Raw genomic sequence first — 17,428 nt, 5'->3', positions numbered from 1 at the left:
GCCCACAACCTTGTCATGCGTTCCCCAACCCGACGGGTTCGTCTTGGCTTGATTCTTAGTTCTATTCATCGCCCAAGTTGAATAGATGCCGAACCGCCTCGAGTAGTCCTCGGCGGTGACCTTCCGCCGCATCGTCTCGGATCGACGTTAGCGGTGGATGCAGCAACTTGTTGATCAGTCGATCGAACGACTTTTCAACCTCTTGTGCGATCGCTGGATCCAATTGATCTAGTTCAAGCTTGTTCTTCAAACGAGCAAGTTCGTCTTGCTTAAGTTCCAAAGCCTGATCGCGTAACCGGCGGATGACTGGTCCCGTTGAGCGATGTTGGAACGCCTGAATAAATCGCTGCGTTTCGTCGTCAATGATTTCCTTCGCTTTAGGCCATTCCTTTTCGCGTTCTTTGCGATTGCGCTGACAGGCAGCTTTCAAGTCGTCGATGCTATAAAGATAGACGCCTGAAAGTTCACCGATCGCTGCATCAAAGTCGCGAGGGATCGCGAGGTCGAGTATCAACAACACTCGCCCGCGTCTTCGCTCATGGATCGCCTTGAACTCAGCGAATTCAACGATCGGTTCGGTTGCCGAGGTGGTGCCCACCACGATGTCCGCACTTAGAAGCTGTTCGTGCAAAGATTCCCACAACTCTGGTTCAGCTAGGAACTCTTCAGCAAGCTCAACCGCACGATTGAAATTTCGATTGACAATACAAACATTCTTCGCCCCGGCTTGGCTGAGATAACGCAGAGTTTCGGTGCCCATTTCACCAGCACCGCAAACAACCACTCGCTTGGAGCTAAGTGAATCGAAGATCTCTGGAATGATCTCGCCCACTGCAACACTAGGTACGCTGACCCGTCGACGATGGATTGCCGTTTCCTGCTGCACTCGTTTGGCGGCTCGATTGGCCGCCTGAAAAACACTGTGCGTTAGCGGACCTGCGGATCCAACGTGACACGCCAAGTCGTAAGCCTGTTTTACCTGCGAAAGTATCTGGGCCTCGCCGACGACCATGCTGTCTAAGCTCGAAGCAACGGTAAAGAGATGGGCAACGGCTTCGCTGCCGGATCGATAGATCATCTGATCAACGACTTCATCAATCCTTAAATGACGCTCATCCGCCAAGAATTCAGCAACAGCGGATTGGTCAAGTTCCGTTTCATCAGGAGCCGTCGTGTACAGCTCTATGCGATTGCAGGTACTCAATAGCACCAACTCACACGATGGGAATCGTTTTCGAAACGAGGCAAGCGTCTCGGTGACTTGGTCGCTCGAGAACGCAACTTTCTCACGGAATTCGACGGCGGCATCATGATGGCTGCAGCCGATCATCTGCAACTTCATGATTGAGTTTCCTCAATGCTTGCCGGTGTCGGCTGGGATTGACCGTGTTCGGTCCCTAAGACGCCGATCATCGCCAGAATCAAAAAGCCGAGACTTGCCAAAGTCAAGTAAACTGCTTTACGGCCACGGTTAGCCGGTTGATACCAGAACTCGATAGCCGTTGCGATGATTAGCCAAACCAGCAGCAGCGAACTCAACAGCACGCCACCGTTGGTCCAGCCGACCTGACCCCATCGATTGAGATTCATCACGACGCCGGCAATAACGCCGATGCCGACCATGATGGTGCTAAATACGAGCGATCGCCGATTCAGCTTTCCCAAAGTTTCCAGTGTTGGCAAGCGTACGCGTGATCCGGCAGCGCGATGCTGCTTCAGTCGCCGGGATTGAGTCAGGTACATCACGCCAGCCAAAAATCCGATCAATACCGAAACCGATCCGATCATCATCGACAAGCCGTGCACGCTTCGCCAAAGCTCGGTTGCTTCAGTTCGAGTGAACGGGGCACGATCGCGAACCAGAACAGCAAATCCAATCAGGCCCATGACGGCCGGCAAAAAGAAATAGCTGATAACGGTATCTGGTCGCCTTAGATAGAAAACGAAAAAACAGATCGCCAGTACCAACGCCATCAACAGTGACCAATCGGTCCAGCTCGCCCATAAACCGGATTCGCGGGTAAGACCCTGAGCGACCGGGCTATCAGCCGCCCGCAGCACCAAATAGCAAATGTGAGTGAACAGCCCCATCACCATCATCACGACCACCAGCAACGCACGACCAGGGAATTTTCCCAGTAAACGCAGCAATTCCAGGGCCAGCACAACGAGATAGCTGGCGAAGAAGCAGGTGACGGTAACTTGGCGGAGAATTTCTAACAAAATGGCCTCGGGTAGGAGCCCCTTATCGTACTCTTACGTCGTCGTTTGTCACCTGATGCAAGGCATGTGAAGCGATTCGTTACACGGATTACCAAGGTGAATATCGTCACCACGGCGTGATTAGCCATTTGCGGATCTCGATCTGGCCATCGCCGTCTATTCGCACGCGAACGGCACCGACAACGGAGGTGACGTCAACCTGGCTGCCAAATTGATGTAGCATCGCTTCGACCTCAGGCCGACGTGCAAGCCGACCGCCACTGACGATCGTATTGGCTGGCCTTGCCCATTGCAGCACGACTTCGGCATCCATCCTTAAACTTCCGTGATGAGGTGCCATCAAGACTCCGCCTGGAAGGGGACGATCCTGGTTGATCAACATTTCTGTGCCCGGTGGCTCAAGATCGCCGGGTAAGATCATCGACTTGCCGCCATGATCCAACTGCAAAACTAAACTGTTGGCATTATCGCTGCCTTGGATACGAGGTCTTGGAGGGTGCAAAATTTGCATCTCTCGATTGCCGACGGACATCAGCTCGCCTGCCGCGAACTCACGTACCTCGATGTCATGCTCGGCGATTGCGTCACGAATTCGATCAAGTGCCTGTTCAGGCTCGGCGAGCATACCGGGCGGTGTGACAACTTGGTTGACTCGGAATCGTCGCGCGATCCCCGGCAATGCATTGAAATGGTCAGAATCGGCATGCGAGATGATTACGCCATCAAGCTTGTTGACGTTCATCGACCATAGCGCTTGATCAATTCCCCGGCTGCTACCTTGTTCGTTCCCTAGTCGCCCACAGTCGTAAAGCCAAACCTCGTTTTCAACTCGAATAATGACACACGTCCCATGACCCACGTCCACAAAGGTTGCTTCGATGGTTTCCTTGGGCAGTAATGTAGGGCGAGATACCATCAACGCGGCGACGAACAGCCACACCCCGATCCAAAAATATCGAAGCCACTTGGTCTGGCAGCCACGCAAGCGAGCGGTACGGGCGACGCTTCGGGGTAGGTTCCATCGCGCCGGCATCACCATGGTGGCCGCTATCCCGACATAGAACGCTACCACCCAATAGCCCGGCGGTGCTGGTAGCCACGCATGGCCAAGCGGAATCGCGGCGCAGGCGTCAATAATCCAACGCATCAACGAGATCGTCAAACCACATCCCATCGACGGCAACATCGCTAGCGTCGGATGAATCAGGCCAGCAAGTGAAGTAGCGATCCCAAATGCCAACGCAGCAAACAAGAACGGTCCTAGTACGACGTTGGCTACCACACTGATCGGTGATACAACGTTGAATTGGTGCCAAACCAACGGCAAGCTGATCACGCTGACGCAAAGGCTTAACCAGGTAAGCGCCGACACTACTCGTAAGCCTTGCCGCAACCATCGCCGGGGCGCTGAACGCGATGACTCAGCCAACTGCTCAAACTGACGGTCGGTATCGATCGCATTCTTCACCGCAATCGAACTCGTGCTGCTTCCCATGCGACCGCTGGCAAATAGCAGTGTTGCCACGGCTAAGAAAGACAATTGCACGCCCATGCTGAACACGTTCTCGGGATTGCAGAAAAGCAGCACTAAACCCGCGAGCGAAAGCGTGTTGATAGGTTGGTTGGGACGCCTAGCAAAAATGGCGACGGTAAAGACGGTGACCAACAGTGCCGCTCGCATGACGGGCGGACGTGCTCCTGTGATAGCGGTGTAGAACACACACACTAATAGAATGAAAACGACCTTCACGCTCAGCGGAAATCGCAACAACATTGCAATCATGTTCGCCAGCGTCACCACGATGGCCAAGTGCATTCCACTGACCGACAACAAGTGTGCCGTCCCGGTGACCAACAATAAATCCCGAGTTGGATTGTCAACGAAGTCTCGTTGACCAATCACCAACGCCACCGCAAGCGGACCGTTGGATTCGCTTAATGTCGTAAGCAGAGTGTCGCGTCCCCGTCCCGCCAACATCGCGATGGATCGGGATACAAGTTGCGACCGTTGGCCGGATTCAAGCAAGGTGATCTGTTCGACTCGATCGACATTCATCCGAGCATGCGTTTTTAAACGGCGATCAGATTGGTAGCGATCAGTCCCTCCTGGATTCGTCGCTGGCCCAGACGAATAAAGGTCGCCATAGACACGAATTCGATCTCCGGGCAAGTAGTGATCGCACTGTCCGTCCACAGTGATCTTGATGTTGCCATCGATCGCTTGCATCTTTTTGCCGCTACGATAACTATCGACCCGAAGGTTCAGTTGTGTTTGCCAAGGCGATTGATCACGAGCGATACGCTGCTGCTCAAGTGGATGTATGCGCAGCACCGGTGCATCGCGAAGTGTACCTTCGACAATGTGAGGACTGGATTGTTGTCCTACGATCGATAACATGCTTGCCGATTCGTACTGCCAATCCTGCAAGCGATGGTCCACGATGGCAAGGGAACCAAACATCAACATCGCTGCGGCTGAAAGTAACCACGAAAGTTTGTGTTCACCATAAGACGACCGAAGTCTTGACCTTGAGCTTGGTAATGCAATCAACGCTGCCGAACACAGTGCGGTGATGATCCAAAAGCCAATACGGAATTCGACAACTTTGGCATCCCAAACCACGCCAACGATTGCGGCGATAAACAGAAACAGCAGCGGCTGTTGAACGGCTAACCGACGCCACTTTTCACGAAGACTAGACGTCTCGGAATCTGTAGGGTGGTCCCACTTGTCGGATTCAGATTGGTAGGCAGACCCTTGATCCACGTTGGAGCCCCTGCGTTGTCATCGTGCGACCACTATTTGCAATTAGCTTAGCACTTCAAATGACACGCATGTCGCGTTGCAACGCTGGTCCTATTGCTAGCGACCAACAACTTCCGCAAGGATTTCTTTAAGTGCAACGCTGAACTGCTCAACCGCCGGCGCCGTCGGCACGATGACAGCCGGAGTAAAATCACGCTTTCGATCGACCGAGAAACTGACCGGATGTGGTTCGAGGTCAAGACGTTGTCCGTCAGCCAGTCGCATCGCGCGACGCATATGAAACGCACTGGTAATTAGAACTGCCGTTCCCTTTTCTGGAAATCTCGCGGGTGGATCGTTCAAGAGTGCCCGGAGATACATCATTTCTTGCGACGTATTCTGTCCATCGATCTTGAAGATCACATCATTCGGAACACCCAGTGAAACCAGCAGTTCAGCAGTGACGTCTTTAGCGTGGTAATCTCCGTCCGGACTGGCGCCGGTCGCCACGATGGCTTGGGTTAGTCCCGCATGCCAAAGCTGCGCTGCGGAAACCAACCGCTCGCCTTCGTTGTTGACTTCCGCGGTTCCACCAGCCCGCACCGATGTTCCCCCACCGAGTACCACGGCCATTCGATAGGGCGACTCTTTCGTCGCGGTAACTTTTGTTGCATGCCATTCAATCAAAGAGATCATTCGATCTGCGACTGCTGAGTTGGCAGTGATCGACACAAAAAGAAACAGAGTGAGGAACAGAGCGGACGTCATCCGATGGCCACTGAGCCAGGCCGCGATTCCCAGGGTCAACAATCCCAACCAAAGCACACCGATAGGCATGCAAATCGATGTCGCTGTACGAGTTGCTTTGTCGGTTCCATTAAGCAACAAGGTTGCGCCGACGATTACCATGGCTGTTGCGATGGCAATCCCCGACGCGATAAAAAAGGCACGCGCAGGAGAATGTGGCGATGTTGAAGAGGTCATGGTTCCGATGAACTTCGAATCGATAAAGTAGGTGGCAATGGAATGAGAAGACATCCATGCTAATTTGACCGTGTTGTTTTGCGATGGTAGCAACGTTGATTTGCTAAACGCAGGTACACACGGGCTAGCCTGTTTGCGTGCTACGGCTGAATATCGGTACCATGGGGCAAGAATTGCCAGAAATTCGCGCCCCCAAGCTTTTTCAAGTTGGCCTTTGAAGGAGCCGACTTCGCATTTGCGTGGGAAGGGTAGCGAAGAAATTTCACTTAGGAATGTAGACATGGGACTTTTTGACCGACTTCGTGGCGAACTGATCGACATCATCGAGTGGATCGATGACTCACAAAACACGCTGGTTTGGCGGTTCCCACGGCACCAAAACGAAATCAAGAACGGAGCCCAGCTAATTGTGCGACCCGGCCAAGTTGCCGTGTTCGTGTCCAGTGGCGAAATTGCTGATGTCTATCAACCGGGGCACTATGAGCTGACGACTCAGAACATGCCAATCATGAGCACGCTCAACGGTTGGAAGTACGGCTTCGCAAGCCCTTTCAAGGCGGAAGTGTACTTTGTTCGTACCACTCAGATTACCGATTTGAAGTGGGGAACTCCCAATCCAATCATGATGCGAGATCCCGAATTCGGTCCCATTCGAATCCGTGGTTTTGGAACCTACGGGCTTCGCGCGATTGATGCCAAAGCTCTTTTGAAAGAGATCGTGGGGACTGATGGCGACTTCGGTGCCGACGACATTACGACGCTCCTACGTTCGATTATCGCGAGCTCGTTTGCCGACGTGGTTTCCAAGCTACAAATGCCTGCCCTTGATCTCGCTACCAAGTACACCGAGCTATCCGAGCACATTCGCAAAGAAGTTTGCGAGCGAATTGATGATGAATACGGGCTGGATTGTCCGCAGTTATACGTCGTTAACATCTCATTGCCCGAAGCTGTCGAAAAAGCTCTCGACACGCGAACGAGCATGGGTGTCATTGGTGACATGCAGCGCTACCAACAATATCAAATGGGCACCGCGATGACAGCCGCGGCGGAAAATCCCAGTGGTGGTGGAGCGGCTGAAGGGATGGGACTCGGAGTCGGAATGGCAATGGCTCACCAAATGGGAATGGGATTGGGTTCAGCAGCTCATCAACCCGGCGCAGCCCAGCCGTCGGGTTCGGCGCAGCAAACCCCACCCGCTTTGCCATCGCAGGGTGTAGCTTGGCATGTGGCTAACCAAGGAAAATCGGAAGGCCCATTCACCGCCGAGGTCATGGCATCTTTAGTGTCCCAAGGCCAAGTTACCTCTGAAACGATGGTTTGGAGCGCTGGAATGCCACAATGGTTACCCGCTTCGCAGGTGCCCGCATTAGCAGCCTGGTTTGCTCAAGTGCCACCGCCACCACCACCGGCAAGCTGAGTGGTCGACACCACGGAATTCGTTAGTCTTGCTGATTGAAATATTCACCACGAACGGAAAGAGTTCCGTTCCAACTTTTGCCACCGCTCGCGCACGATGCAGCCTTTTCCCTCGTTCTCTCGAATCAACGAGTCACCGTCCCTTACGGGAACGGAATGGATCATCGATGCGAATGGCTGTGATCCTCAACGGCTCACTGAATTAGCGACGATCAAACGCATTACCGATGATGTCGTCCGTGACCTTGAACTGAATGTCGTTGGCCACCCGCTGTCGCATCAATTTCCCTCGCCTGATGGTTTGATGCCCGGCGGAGTGACATTGTTGTATTTGCTCAGTGAATCGCACTTGGCCGTGCATACGTATCCCGAGTTTGGGACTCTGACATTGAACTTGTACTGTTGTTGTCATCGTGAACCCTGGGACTGGCAAACGCATTTACGAGATCGCCTTGGGGCCAGTCGTGTGGAAGTGAAGCAGATTCCTCGAGGCAACCTTGTCGATCGAAGCGATCAGGGCCATACAGATGACGAGGTACAGCGATGAAAGCTCGTACAGCCGCTTGTCCCGCGTGCGGTGGCCCGGTGGAATTCAAAGTCGCGTCGACATTGGTGACGATCTGTCCGTTTTGCCAATCGGCGGTCGCTCGCAACGATAAGAAGATCGAAGATCACGGCAAAGTGGCTGATTTGGTCGAAACCAATTCGCCGCTTCGTCTAGGAATCAGCGGGTTCTTCCGCGGCAAACGTTTCACCATTTTGGGTCGTGTCCAGTACAACCATCCCGCAGGCGGTGTTTGGAACGAATGGTACTTGTCGTTTTCAGGAGAAAAATGGGGATGGCTCGCCGAGGCTCAAGGTCGCTTCTATTTGATGTTCGAACGACAACTAAGTAGTTCGATTCGATTGCCGGCTTTTGATTCGTTACGAGTTGGCGAATCAGCTCAGTTAGGGCGCGCTGAATTTACCGTTAGCGAAGTCGGTGTTGCAAAGACTGCGTCTGCTGAAGGTGATATACCTTGGAACTTTGTCGCCGGACATGAACACCGATTTGCTGATTTGGCAGGAGCCGAGAATACGCTGGCAACGTTTGAATACGGTGATCGCAACGTTGCGTACGTGGGCAAAGAAATCAGGTTGGCGGAATTAGACCTCGACGATGCTGTCCCCGAGTACGTCGAAGCGAAACTGGTTTCCGCTCTGCAGTTGAACTGTCCTAAGTGTGGCGGTCCCTTGTCGCTGCATGTGCCCGACCAAAGCCAACGGATCACCTGCGACAACTGCCATTCGCTGTTGGACGTTTCGGATGGCAAACTTTTGTATTTTTCAACGCTAAAGACTAGCGAAAAGTTGCCGATCAAAATTCCGTTGGGGAGCGAAGGCGAATTGATGGGTGATCGCTATACGGTGATCGGTTTCCTGCGTCGATTCGCGCTTTACGAAGGCAAAACGTACCCTTGGAGCGAGTATCTTCTTTACAACCATGAAATTGGATTTCGATGGCTGATCGAAAATCAAAATCATTGGGCGTTCGCCGAACCGATATCTGCGAATGTGAAGCGAAGTGGTAGCTACGTCAAATATGACGGCGACAGCTTTCGCCTCTACGATCGGGGCACTGCCTATGTGCAAAATGTCTTGGGTGAATTCTATTGGCGAGTAGAAGCGGGCGAGCAGGTCCAGACCGCAGACTACATTGCCCCACCAAGAATGATTTCGTTTGAAACGTCTGATACTGGTCGATCGCAAGAAATCAACCTAACGCTTTCCACGTACCTAAAACCCGAAACGGTTGAAAAGGCTTTCGGCGTTGGATTCATAGGACGATCCTGGGGTGTGGGACCAATTCAACCGCGACCCGAGATGGGTGTTGGATTCTTTCTACTGTGGCCCGCCTTTGGCATGGCAATCTTTTGTATTTTCTCGATCTGTAGCATGTTCAAACGAACGACATCGGTGGACCCATGGATGATGTTCTACGCGTTGTTGTTCGTTTCGATCGTTCCCATCGGCGCGTTGATCTACATGTATAGCTATGAAGTCAAACGATGGGAAAACAGTGATTACAGCCCCTATCGGTCAAGCGAGTAGGATGCGCCATGAGCTTTAAATCGATTTGTTTCAACACGTATTTGTTCTTCGGATTAGCCGTCTGTATTTGGTTCACATTCGCTGCCGCGTATGGTTGGAAGGCACCCGACCTCGGCATCGTCAATAATTCATCATCCGGACGCTCTTATGGCGGTTCCTATGGAGGAGGTAAGTAATGTTTTCTTTGCCAGTCGCAATGTTTTTTGCGCAAGATGTTGTCGTTCAAGCGAGCGGTACCAGTTGGGAAATGCTTGGCCAACACTTGGTCGCAGCTTTAATCTTCTCATTCGTGGGCGTGATCGTATTCTTCGGGTCGCTGCTGCTGATGGAGAAGCTAACGCCGTTTTCGATCATTAAAGAAATCGGTGAAGAGCACAATACTGCGGTGGCAATGATCGTCAGCGCGATTGTGATCGGTATCTCTCTGATCATCGCCGCGGCAATCATGGGCTAATCGCTCGCTCTATGAATCGCGCCCCCCTGTTTCTGCTTTACCTTAACGTTCTGGCGATTGCCACGTGCGGGTTGATCTATGAATTGCTTGCCGGCACGCTTGCAAGCTACCTACTCGGTGATTCGGTTACTCAGTTTTCTCTGGTAATTGGTGTCTACCTGTCTGCTCTTGGTGTGGGTGCTTGGTTATCGCAGTACGTCGAAGAAAAACTCGCTCGCACATTCATCGAAGTTGAATTGGCGCTCGCCTTGGTCGGCGGCGCCTCAGCTCCGCTGTTATTCGTAGCGTTCGCGTGGATCGACTGGTTTCGCATTCTGCTTTTCGGAATAGTGTTCGTAATCGGTGTATTGGTGGGATTGGAACTGCCGCTGCTGATGCGAATCTTAAAAGAACATTTGGACTTCAATGACCTAGTGTCTCGAGTTCTGACGTTTGATTACATCGGAGCCCTGCTGGCATCGCTGATGTTCCCTATTCTGCTGGTGCCCTATCTAGGCTTGGTGAGAACGTCGTTAGTGTTTGGAATCCTCAATGCGCTAGTCGGTTTGTGGGGGACCTACTTGTTGCGACCGATTCTTTCGCCACGAGGTCTAGGCGCCATGCGAGGACGGGCCGTGCTTGCGATCGGTATTTTGGTCATTGGTATTATCAAATCCGATGCGATTACGACTTGGTCCGAAGAAAATATGCTCTCTGGTTCGATCGTTTACGCTGAACAAACGCCGTTTCAACGCATCGTGGTCACCAAGAATAGCCGGGGTTTTCAATTGCATCTCAATGGGCATTTGCAATTCAATTCTGTCGATGAATACCGCTACCACGAATCGTTGGTGCATCCACCGATGTCATCGATTCCAAACCCTGAAATTGTCCTGGTGCTCGGCGGTGGCGACGGATTAGCTGTTCGCGAGATCTTGAAGTATGAGACCGTGAAGGCCGTGACATTGGTCGACATCGATCCGGCGATCACAAACTTGGCCAACCGTCTTCCTCCGATGAAAGAGTTGAACCATCACGCCTATGATGACAATCGCGTCACCGTTGTGAACCGAGATGCGTTCATGTGGATTAGCGAGTGCCGCCAGCAGTTTGACGCGGTGATCATTGACTTTCCCGACCCCAACGGATTTGCGATCGGTAAACTCTATACAAGTCGGTTCTTTCGGATGTTGTCAGATCGAATGAAGGATGACGCCGTTTTAAGCATTCAGTGCACGTCGCCATTGGTGGCACCAAAGTCCTATTGGTGCGTGCTGCAAACAATGGAATCGGTGGGATTCACGGTTCTGCCGTATCGAGTTTCAGTGCCGACGTTTGGCGTTTGGGGATTCGGCCTCGCTCGAGCACGCAATCAACCACTTGATCGACCGGTACTTTCGGATATCGATGAACTTCGGTTTCTCAACAAGGAAGTAATGTCCGATTTGTTTGATCTACCTGCCGATATGAGTCGCGTTGAAACGGAGGTCAACCAACTTAACAATCAAGTGTTGGTCCGGTACTACGAGAGTGAATGGAACGTCCAGCCATGACACCATTGAATCGTCGCGAATTGATTGCTTCGATTCTTGGCTCGTCATTCATGACGATGGGTGGTTGCGATCGTCATGTTAAAGTGCCTGCTGGCGAATTGCTGAATCCAAATTTCGCCATTGGTCACAGTCTTCGTGATCGCATGATGGATGTTCCCACCGGCAAGCTTGAGCATAGAACCCGTGTTGTGATTGTTGGTGGTGGCATAGCGGGACTCTCTGCGGCTTGGCAACTTCGACGCGAGGGGATCGAGGATTTTGTGTTGTTGGAATTGGAAGAAGCCGTGGGCGGGACGGCGAAATCTGGTTCACGTGGCAAGTTCGCTTATCCTTGGGGAGCGCACTATGTTCCCACGCCAATGCGCGAAAACCGATCGTTGATCGAGTTGTTTCGCGAGATGCAGGTGATCGAACCGGGCGGTGATGACGACGAGCCGGTCGTCGGTGAACAGTTCCTTTGTCGCGATCCCGAGGAACGCGTTTTCTTTGAAGGTCGTTGGCATGAGGGCTTGTACCCCGGCCAAGGTGCAAGCGACGAAGACTTGCAACAGCTCGCCCGATTTCAGACTGCGATAGATGAGTGGGTCTCCGCTCGTGACGAGCAGGGCCAACGATTGTTTACGATTCCTACTTCGCGTACGACTCGCGATGCACGAGCGATGAAATTGGACCGGCAATCAATGTCGCAGTGGATGGACGAGAATGGTTTCACATCCGAACGACTGCGATGGCTAGTCGATTACTCATGCCGCGACGACTACGGTGTGAATCCATCATTAGTGAGCGCTTGGGCCGGTCTGTTCTATTTTTCGGCGCGACAACGGGAAAAGGATTCAGAGTCGCAAGCCGTGATAACCTGGCCAGAGGGTAACGGGCGTATCGTTCATCACTTGGCCGATCATACGGGCGATCGAATTCAATCGGGATACGCCGTCGCATCTGTTGAACAGAACCCTGGGAGCGATGTCACGGTCATCTCCCTCGACGTAAAGACGAATCAATGGCATTCCCATCGCTGTGAACAAGTGATCTTCGCAGCCCCGCAGTACATGGCTGCGCACTTGATCTCTGATCTTCCCTCATCTCGTTTGCAAGCGAGCAAGGCTTTTCAGTACAGTGCCTGGGTCGTCGCGAATGTGCATCTGTCGGATCGGCCGCAAGAACACGGGTTTCCCATGTGCTGGGACAACGTCATTTACGGTAGCAATTCACTGGGTTATGTGACGTCCACTCATCAAACCGGAAACGACCACGGTTCAACGGTGCTGACATGGTACTACCCCATGTCGGCTGCCGACGGAAGACTTTCTCGCAAAGAGCTTCTTTCGCTCGGTTGGGAACATTGGTCGGATATCGTAATGAGCGATTTGCTTGTCGCTCATCCAGACATTGGTTCGCTGGTCAATCGAATCGACGTGATGCGATGGGGTCACGCAATGGTGACACCCGGTGTGGGTTTCATCGACCATCCAGGTCGTCGCGAAGCCGCTCGTCCTTTAGGTGCGATTCATTTCGCCGGAACCGATCTAAGCGGTATTCCATTGATGGAAGAAGCATTCGATCACGGCACTCGAGCCGCGAGCGAAGTCGCCGGTGAGTTAATGCGACGGACTTCGTCATCTAAGGCGTCGAGGTCATGACCCTAGCGTCAAACTATGAACAAGAGAGCAGGGCGGAGTCCAATAATTCTTGCTCGGGAAAATCATTGCCGTGGTTGTTTTCGCCATCGGTCGATCTTTGCACATTCCTAGGCAGTGCGATCATCGCATTGGGACTGCTTGCGATCGGTGCGCCCCTGGGTTTGCTTGATCGCGAGACACCGGAATGGACTTGGATTGTTGCGATCTTAATGATCGACGTCGCTCACGTTTACTCAACCGGGTTTCGCGTTTACTTTGATCGCGAAGAGCTCGTCAATCGACCGTGGTTGTATGGTCTTACGCCCATTCTGGCATTCGCGATGGGAATAGCGGTCTACAGCGAAAGCTCATCACTGTTTTGGCGACTGCTCGCATATTTGGCAGTGTTTCACTTTATTCGTCAACAATACGGCTGGGTGGCGTTGTATCGTTCTCGCGCTGGCGAATCAGGCCGTTGGGGAAAGTGGATTGACACGACGACGATTTACTTAGCTACCGTCTACCCGCTCATCTACTGGCACACGCATTTACCTCGCAAGTTTTTTTGGTTCTTGGAAGGCGACTTCGCGAAATTGCCAGACTTCGTCTCTACCGTCGCGGCGCCGATGTACTGGGCTGCCATGGCAGCGTACACGTGCAAAGCCATCTACCAAGGAGTCGCGCTAAAGCAATTCAATCCTGGCAAGGACATCGTCGTGCTAACGACAGCAGTGTGTTGGTACGTAGGAATTATTCTTTTTGATTCTGATTACGCTTTCACCGTGACCAACGTGATCATTCACGGGATCCCCTACATGGTTCTGGTGTATTGGTACTCGGTGAAGGCCCGCCCTCGAGAGCGATCGGGGAACCTCCGCTTCCTGGTCCGGTTTCTCGGTGTGATCTGGATTCTTGCCTATCTTGAAGAACTGCTATGGGACACTGGAATCTGGCATGAACGGACATGGCTGTTCGGCGGTTCGTTAGACCTGACCTCGGTTCAACTTTTCCTTGTCCCCTTACTTGCTGTGCCTCAAATCACACACTACGTGCTAGACGGATTCATTTGGCGACGTCGAACGAATACGAGATTCTCGAAACTCGTGCAGTAAGCGATCGCGAGCACTAGTGAGCGATCAAAGGTTGTCCAGCGCAAGCGTTGTTTCACCCTGACCGAGATAACGCCATCCTTTTAAATAGCCAATCAAGTGACGCATTTGGACAATGGAAAGGTTTCGTTCGAAACCTTCGGGCATCAGCGAAATGCCTGTGGACCTCAGTTGGTCGATATCATCGCGATCAAAGACCTTTGTATCACCACCCGCCAACATCAACGAAACATGTTGGTCGGATTGTGAAACTAATGAGCCCGTATGAGCGACACCATCGACCAACAAGACTTGATAGCCCAAGAATCCCGCGTCCACGGCAGCACTGGGGTCCAAGATCGCGGTCAACAACGACGCCGGAGTCTTGGTGCGACTGTCCGAGATGTCTGGTCCAACTTCGACTCCGACGGCTCCGATTCGGTGGCAAGTCGCGCAGTGTTGAACGAACAACGCCTTGCCATTCGCCAAGTCGGCTGTACCGCTAAGCGACCGCTGATAATCGGCGATTACGGACAAGCGATCTTTACGAGCTGCCTGAAATATCTCGCTCGCTCGGCTTGCGACATCATCGTTCTTAAACTGAGTCAGACGATCCGCTTGGGAAAGCGAAACGAATGTCGCTGGTAAACTACCGCTCTCAAGCCAAGTTAAAAGCGTTAGAGCCATCTCATCGTTGCGAGTCATTTGCTCAATGACACTCAAACGCAGTTCCGGATCAATGCCCGTCACGTTCTCGGCAATCCAACGCAACGTTGTTTCTTGATGATGTTTCAATAGCCACGGAAGTACTTTCAACTGCAACGTCGAAGCACTATTGCCAGTTAGAAGCGTCTCGTACAGATCACCACGCGGAAGTTCAAATCCTTCGACAACGTCGATCGCGGCCATTCGAAGGGCAATTGGTTTCGCGGGATCAGATGCGATGCCTATGGATTGGTGTTTGGCTAGCAGAATCCATTTTGCGGCGATTGAACGGCCAAGCTTAGACAATTGTTCTGATGGGGATCTGCGAGCGGCAAGATGTCCTTGACACCATCCCGCAGTGAGAAAGGTAGCATCTGCCAGGCGCGCGTCGTTTGCGTCGACAAACTCCGATTCAGCGTGTCGTTGGGATTCCAGGTCCTTGGTTGTACTACTCGCGTCCCCAAATCCGTCGCCCCAAGCAGCGCGGCGCGCAGTTTGAAAGACCCAGTCTCGCGATTGAGTGGTCGCTGGTTGTGGCAGGTCTAGATCCATGTAGGCGATCAAGACCTGTGCAGCAACGTCCGGTGACAAAGTAGCCAAGCGTTTCGTTAAGTGAGGCGTCATCGCGACGTGATGAGGCGTCAGTGCAATGAGCTTCGCAATGTCACCGACATCTGCGTTGGTGGGCGATTGATAAATCCAATCACCAGCTAATCCGATGGCTGCGAAACGAATACGCGGCGATGGATCCGAAAGCCAACGGGGAAGCCATTGATCTTGGGAAAGTGAGTCGATCCTGCTGTTGAGATTGATGCGACGAACTTGGTTGATGACAAGACATCGCAACTCGACTGATGCATGCTCTAAGAACGATGACAAGATTTCAAGAGTCAATGCACCACGTCGCGCCAACAACGCAATCGCTCTCGCGTCACCACCGGCGCGGCTTGATGAAGCTAAGCTTGCTGTTGAGACTTTAAGTTGATCGAGAAGCAATGGGATCAGCAGTTCCGAACGTTCATCGATAAGAACCTGCGATGCCATTTGACGTTGCCATGTGTTGGGATGCCACAACCACTCGGTCCAACTCGCGACATCGCTCGGCACGGTGACAGACTTGGTCGCTGATGTGTTGGTTCCCACCAACCGCCATATCCGGCCCCGCGCGTTCCCCCAACGTTCATCTTCGCGTTCCTTGAGTTCGGTCGGCGCCCAAGCGGGATGTTCAATGACAGCGCGGCACATATCGACGATGTACAGCCCGCCATCGGGCCCCACGGTCGTATCGACGGGACGAAACCAAGTATCGCTGCTGGCTAGCATTTCTCCTGCGGCATCAATACGCTCCGCACGCCTACCTTCGTTCGAATCTACAAATTGTTGCCGCTGGACCGCGTAAGACGTTGGCTCACAGACGACCAGATCATTTTGCCAACCTTCCGGCAACGCTGTTCCCAGCCCGATCGTCACACCACACGCAGCACTGAATTGGCCTTCATGGGTGTGGCTCGTTGTCCACGCTTTGGCAATTGGTACCACTTTAGATTCTGGACCAACCTTGCTGATATTGTGCAGTGCATCGGACGGTCCCGACCAACGATCGTCAGCCAACTCATTAAGCGTTAACAATGTTTCGATCGCTGGATTCCGGTTGCTACATCCAACGCGATTTCCGAAGTCATCGATCGTCAACCCAAACTGGCTGTTGCCCGCCACCGCGCCATAGAAGCCACCGTCGGGATTAAACGCAAAGTCCTTTCCGCTAAGATCAATCGCGGTATCACGAACAGGCCATTTCGCGTTGGCCGATCTTACCTTACCGCCACGAAGCCCATTGGCCACGTAAACGATTCCGTCAGGCCCAAGAGTCGGATGATTCGCTCGTAGTTGCTCGTTGTCTTCACTGAATCCTTCGAACCAAACTTCGGTCTTGTCGCAACGACCATCGCCGTCGGTGTCGATCATGAATTGAATCTTGCCGGCGACAGTAACGATCACTCCCTCACGCCATGGTTGTAATCCCGTGGGGAATACTAAGCCGTCGGCAAACGTCGTTGCAGTTTCAAACACACCGTCGGAATCGTTGTCGGTGAGCACTTTGATACGACCATCAAAATCTTCACCTGGAGCGGGGCCCGTTGGGTAGTCTCGCATCTCGATCACCCACATGCGTCCACGAACGTCAAATCGCAACGCGACCGGATCGACCACCTGGGGTTCCGCAGCAGCGATTTCGACTCGAACCGGACCATCGGTCTTGAATGCAGCGGCCGATGCTTCGACGCTGGGACCGGTGGGTGGCGATCCTGCGTTCGATTGTGCATGGGCAATAAGCGAGTGCATGCTGACGCAGGCTACTGCAACCAAAGCTGCGACACCCAAACCTCCATTTAACTTGCTTACGCCGAGTGATTTTTGATCCAGTCGATTCTGCATTGATTCGCGATCCTGTGTGGTCGAGTGAATCACTAATGAGCTTTGGCACCTCCGTCACATTAGTTTCCAAGGTGACGGATAAGTATATCAGCAATGCAGTCAAGTATCTGAAAGCGGCATCGAGCCTATCG

At 52.7% G+C, this 17,428-nt stretch carries 13 protein-coding genes; 8 read left to right on the top strand and 5 right to left on the bottom strand.

The genetic code is table 11. From position 1 onward, the window contains the following. Nucleotides 1–61 precede the first annotated feature (61 nt). The 4 genes from hemA to Pla22_RS05360 all read right to left on the bottom strand — a co-directional run bounded on the left by hemA (nucleotide 62) and on the right by Pla22_RS05360 (nucleotide 6,007). A complete protein-coding gene (gene hemA, locus Pla22_RS05375; protein WP_146513710.1) occupies nucleotides 62–1,342 on the bottom strand; it encodes a glutamyl-tRNA reductase in 1,281 nt (426 codons plus the stop codon). Next, nucleotides 1,339–2,223 carry a cytochrome c biogenesis protein CcsA gene (gene ccsA, locus Pla22_RS05370; protein ID WP_146513709.1) on the bottom strand — a complete coding sequence of 295 codons (885 nt, stop codon included), beginning with the start codon at nucleotides 2,221–2,223 and terminating at the stop codon, nucleotides 1,339–1,341. The genes hemA and ccsA overlap by 4 nt, the downstream gene beginning before the upstream one ends. Nucleotides 2,224–2,329: 106 nt before the next feature. Continuing rightward, nucleotides 2,330–4,990 carry a ComEC/Rec2 family competence protein gene (locus tag Pla22_RS05365; RefSeq protein ID WP_146513708.1) on the bottom strand — a complete coding sequence of 887 codons (2,661 nt, stop codon included), beginning with the start codon at nucleotides 4,988–4,990 and terminating at the stop codon, nucleotides 2,330–2,332. Nucleotides 4,991–5,086: 96 nt separating this feature from the next. Then, a complete protein-coding gene (locus tag Pla22_RS05360) occupies nucleotides 5,087–6,007 on the bottom strand; it encodes a YdcF family protein (protein WP_165440522.1) in 921 nt (306 codons plus the stop codon). A 226-nt stretch (nucleotides 6,008–6,233) separates the two neighbouring features. Between Pla22_RS05360 and Pla22_RS05355 the strand changes: the two genes are divergently transcribed. The 8 genes from Pla22_RS05355 (at nucleotide 6,234) to Pla22_RS05325 (ending at nucleotide 14,180) form a co-directional block, all read left to right on the top strand. Beyond that, the gene (locus Pla22_RS05355) at nucleotides 6,234–7,373 is read left to right on the top strand and encodes an SPFH domain-containing protein (RefSeq protein ID WP_146513706.1); all 1,140 of its coding nucleotides are present in this window, start codon (nucleotides 6,234–6,236) and stop codon (nucleotides 7,371–7,373) included. 96 nt (nucleotides 7,374–7,469) lie between these two features. Beyond that, on the top strand, nucleotides 7,470–7,919 hold the full coding sequence (locus Pla22_RS05350) for an S-adenosylmethionine decarboxylase family protein (protein ID WP_146513705.1): 450 nt from the start codon (nucleotides 7,470–7,472) through the stop codon (nucleotides 7,917–7,919). After that, a complete protein-coding gene (locus Pla22_RS05345; RefSeq protein ID WP_146513704.1) occupies nucleotides 7,916–9,463 on the top strand; it encodes a DUF4178 domain-containing protein in 1,548 nt (515 codons plus the stop codon). The genes Pla22_RS05350 and Pla22_RS05345 overlap by 4 nt, the downstream gene beginning before the upstream one ends. Nucleotides 9,464–9,471: 8 nt before the next feature. Continuing rightward, nucleotides 9,472–9,639 carry a hypothetical protein gene (locus tag Pla22_RS25150; RefSeq protein WP_165440521.1) on the top strand — a complete coding sequence of 56 codons (168 nt, stop codon included), beginning with the start codon at nucleotides 9,472–9,474 and terminating at the stop codon, nucleotides 9,637–9,639. Then, nucleotides 9,639–9,917 (top strand): DUF350 domain-containing protein, encoded by a 279-nt coding sequence (locus tag Pla22_RS05340; protein WP_146513703.1) that lies wholly within the window; start codon nucleotides 9,639–9,641, stop codon nucleotides 9,915–9,917. Before Pla22_RS25150 ends, Pla22_RS05340 begins: the two co-directional genes overlap by 1 nt. An 11-nt stretch (nucleotides 9,918–9,928) precedes the next feature. After that, nucleotides 9,929–11,449, top strand: a complete 1,521-nt coding sequence (locus Pla22_RS05335; protein ID WP_146513702.1) for a polyamine aminopropyltransferase — start codon at nucleotides 9,929–9,931, stop codon at nucleotides 11,447–11,449. Continuing rightward, on the top strand, nucleotides 11,446–13,089 hold the full coding sequence (locus Pla22_RS05330; RefSeq protein ID WP_165440520.1) for a flavin monoamine oxidase family protein: 1,644 nt from the start codon (nucleotides 11,446–11,448) through the stop codon (nucleotides 13,087–13,089). Before Pla22_RS05335 ends, Pla22_RS05330 begins: the two co-directional genes overlap by 4 nt. Then, entirely contained in the window at nucleotides 13,086–14,180 is a 1,095-nt protein-coding gene (locus tag Pla22_RS05325) for a hypothetical protein (RefSeq protein ID WP_146513700.1), read from the top strand. The genes Pla22_RS05330 and Pla22_RS05325 overlap by 4 nt, the downstream gene beginning before the upstream one ends. 24 nt (nucleotides 14,181–14,204) lie before the next feature. Here the strand turns inward: Pla22_RS05325 and Pla22_RS05320 are convergent, their stop codons facing one another. Next, on the bottom strand, nucleotides 14,205–17,297 hold the full coding sequence (locus Pla22_RS05320; RefSeq protein ID WP_146513699.1) for a PVC-type heme-binding CxxCH protein: 3,093 nt from the start codon (nucleotides 17,295–17,297) through the stop codon (nucleotides 14,205–14,207). Between the last annotated feature and the right edge of the window lie 131 nt (nucleotides 17,298–17,428).

The sequence above is a fragment of the Rubripirellula amarantea genome, assembly GCF_007859865.1.
Taxonomy (GTDB): domain Bacteria; phylum Planctomycetota; class Planctomycetia; order Pirellulales; family Pirellulaceae; genus Rubripirellula; species Rubripirellula amarantea.
Note: the sequence above shows the minus strand (reverse complement) of the source record. Positions and strands in the feature narration are given on the sequence as shown.

What these genes read in the sequence shown, in the direction of transcription:
- Pla22_RS05340 (WP_146513703.1), top strand. Translation starts at nt 9,639, where the DNA reads ATGTTTTCTTTGCCAGTCGCAATGTTTTTTGCGCAAGATGTTGTCGTT.
- Pla22_RS05345 (WP_146513704.1), top strand. Translation starts at nt 7,916, where the DNA reads ATGAAAGCTCGTACAGCCGCTTGTCCCGCGTGCGGTGGCCCGGTGGAA.
- Pla22_RS05360 (WP_165440522.1), bottom strand. Translation starts at nt 6,007, where the DNA reads ATGTCTTCTCATTCCATTGCCACCTACTTTATCGATTCGAAGTTCATC.
- Pla22_RS05320 (WP_146513699.1), bottom strand. Translation starts at nt 17,297, where the DNA reads ATGCAGAATCGACTGGATCAAAAATCACTCGGCGTAAGCAAGTTAAAT.
- Pla22_RS05325 (WP_146513700.1), top strand. Translation starts at nt 13,086, where the DNA reads ATGACCCTAGCGTCAAACTATGAACAAGAGAGCAGGGCGGAGTCCAAT.
- Pla22_RS25150 (WP_165440521.1), top strand. Translation starts at nt 9,472, where the DNA reads ATGAGCTTTAAATCGATTTGTTTCAACACGTATTTGTTCTTCGGATTA.
- hemA (WP_146513710.1), bottom strand. Translation starts at nt 1,342, where the DNA reads ATGAAGTTGCAGATGATCGGCTGCAGCCATCATGATGCCGCCGTCGAA.
- Pla22_RS05330 (WP_165440520.1), top strand. Translation starts at nt 11,446, where the DNA reads ATGACACCATTGAATCGTCGCGAATTGATTGCTTCGATTCTTGGCTCG.
- Pla22_RS05350 (WP_146513705.1), top strand. Translation starts at nt 7,470, where the DNA reads ATGCAGCCTTTTCCCTCGTTCTCTCGAATCAACGAGTCACCGTCCCTT.
- Pla22_RS05335 (WP_146513702.1), top strand. Translation starts at nt 9,929, where the DNA reads ATGAATCGCGCCCCCCTGTTTCTGCTTTACCTTAACGTTCTGGCGATT.
- Pla22_RS05355 (WP_146513706.1), top strand. Translation starts at nt 6,234, where the DNA reads ATGGGACTTTTTGACCGACTTCGTGGCGAACTGATCGACATCATCGAG.